The sequence below is a fragment of the Paeniglutamicibacter sp. ORCA_105 genome (genome assembly GCF_045798545.1).
Taxonomy (GTDB): Bacteria; Actinomycetota; Actinomycetes; order Actinomycetales; family Micrococcaceae; genus Paeniglutamicibacter; species Paeniglutamicibacter sulfureus.
On record NZ_JBIXLM010000081.1, the window covers coordinates 1 to 2,323 of the forward strand.

Sequence of the window (2,323 nt, forward strand, 5' to 3'; positions counted from 1 at the left end):
ACGGCGGTCATAGCGTGGGGGAAACGCCCGGTCCCATACCGAACCCGGAAGCTAAGACCCACTGCGCCGATGGTACTGCACTCGGGAGGGTGTGGGAGAGTAGGTCACCGCCGGACATAAATGTCCCGGAACCCCTGAACAGAATTGTTCAGGGGTTCCGATGTTTAACAAGCAAATAGGACCTGGGGTTTATGGTGGCCGCCTATAGGTCGGGCTTATAGGCCCGCCTTCGCACTGGCAGCGCGAGGCCTATCCAGCCGGCGAGGCATCGATGGCGTTCATCGACAGGGGAGTCCTGGTGCATAATCTGGAGCCAGTTGCCCGGTTCTTCGTCCGACTTGGATGCACATTCTCGAACCACGATCGTAGCCGGGGCGTTTCGACTGGATTGGATCAGGATCCGGATCCGGAAAGCGCCCGAGCGGATCCGAGCGTGGCAAACCCCATAAGCTGGCAACATGACCCTGGCGCTGACCGCCTCCAGCGAACCCTCGGGCGGCGAGGCAAGGGCTGATCTTCTTGTGAATTCGTAAGTCTGCCGCCACATCGCATATTGGTGTCCCATACCGAATCAGCTGTGATGGATTCCCAAAGGCGATGTCTGCGACAAGGCCGCTGGCGTGGTTTCGAACCAGGACATCTGGCGGCTCGTCTACATCTTCGGACGGGCAGGCCTGATCGCTGCTGTAGCGGCGCCTTTGAATTCTCTTGCCGCCCCAAACCAGCCCATCGTAATCGACGCATTTCGTCGTTGGCTCGAAGGTCACGTGCTGTGGCTAGACCTCGCGATTCTGCAGCACTCGAACCTTTATCGGCGTCAGCTCTACTTCCGATGACTCAAGATCAATGGCATGCAAACTGCGAAGCTTGCCTGGACCGGGTCACTGTACCTAGCCACGTCAGCCGACTCTGCACATGATGCTGCCGCTTAGCTAGCACCCCTTGCGTTACCTTGACCCGCGCCCGAGACCAAGTCCGGCTCGCACCCCTGCGAAAACCTGCATGCACCGACGACAACCGATATCGTTCACGCACGGGGGCACCTTGCCGGACGGCACTTGCTTGCGGAAGGATGAACCCATCAGTACCCATAATGCCGGGATGTAAGTAGCCATCCTTGGATGCCGATACATCGTGGCGTCCGGCCCAACGCCGGAGTAATGCCGGGATGTAAGTAGCCATCCTTGGATGCCGATACATCGTGGCGTCCGGCCCAACGCCGGAGCATATTGCACCACCGGGGGCACTGATTGCGATACCGGGAACCGCCTCGGACCATAACTGAAGGAGAAACCATGAGCAACGAAAGCTCGGAATCGGCAAGTGCAGGAGAGCCAAACATCCACGGAACCATGCAAATGATCGAAGGACGCGTGGTTCTACACTTCAACTTGAGTTTGCCTCATGCCGTTGAGCGCGTGTGGCGGGCCGTCAGTGTGCCATCTGAACTCGAACGCTGGTTCCCGGGAGCCGTTGACTGGACTCCGGCAGTGGGGGAGACCTTCGATGCCGGTGGGGCAACTCTCGAGGTGACCAACGTCGATGCTCCGCATCATCTGGCGTGGTCCTACGCCGGCCAGCTGCAAAGCTTCGAGCTCAGCGGGGAGGGCGACCGCTGCCGCCTAACGTTCACCCACGTCTTTGACGACCTCCCACTCGCAGCGCAGACCGCAGCCGGTTGGGAGACCTATCTTTCTCGACTTGACCCACATTTGCGTGGCGAGCACTTGACGGAAGCTACGGCTCACGAGCAATGGGCGGAGATTCATGAGCGCTATGCCGAAAGCTTCGGGGTCGACCCGGCACCCGGCCGGAAGTTCGCAGAAGGCATGCGTTCTTCCCAGTGATGCCCCTGACAGTCCGTTGAGCGAACCTCGTACTGCAGGGGCTTTGATCTCGACTCGAGACTGGGACCTGACGCGCGATTCGGTGCCCAGGTGCATCCGCGCCGAATAGTGGCGGTCGACTGCAGAGTAGATGGACACACCTAGATTCCTCACATTGATGATCCGGAATCGGAACAAGCAGCCGGTGCAAGTCACTTGGAGTCGACTGCACCAGCGGATATCCGCACTCTTGGCGAATGCGGGCAGCACGGCTCTCTAAAGGTGTCGCGGGGGTCACAATGTCATTTTTGAGGCGCCTATGCCCAGAACGGCCCCCAAGGGGCCGTTCTGGGCTGGTATTCCGGGGTTTTGAAGGCAGGTGGTCGTCGATTTGCCGGGGTGCGGAATGGTGTGTATAGTTTTCTAAGTCGCCGCGAGGGACACAGCGGGAAAGCTGCTGGAGGAATCGCCGGGCGACCGAATTTTTGCCAAAACCC

2 protein-coding genes and 1 rRNA gene are annotated in these 2,323 nt (G+C 59.5%); all 3 read left to right on the plus strand.

Features of this window, described 5'->3' with window-relative positions; all coding sequences use genetic code 11:
* The 3 genes from rrf (at position 1) to ACIPUB_RS20040 (ending at position 1,847) form a co-directional block, all read left to right on the plus strand.
* A 5S ribosomal RNA gene (gene rrf / locus ACIPUB_RS20030) occupies positions 1–116 on the plus strand.
* A gap of 504 nt (positions 117–620) precedes the next feature.
* The gene (locus ACIPUB_RS20035) at positions 621–836 is read left to right on the plus strand and encodes a hypothetical protein (protein ID WP_407608990.1); all 216 of its coding nucleotides are present in this window, start codon (positions 621–623) and stop codon (positions 834–836) included.
* Positions 837–1,295: 459 nt separating this feature from the next.
* The gene (locus tag ACIPUB_RS20040) at positions 1,296–1,847 is read left to right on the plus strand and encodes an SRPBCC domain-containing protein (protein WP_407608991.1); all 552 of its coding nucleotides are present in this window, start codon (positions 1,296–1,298) and stop codon (positions 1,845–1,847) included.
* Positions 1,848–2,323 lie beyond the last annotated feature (476 nt).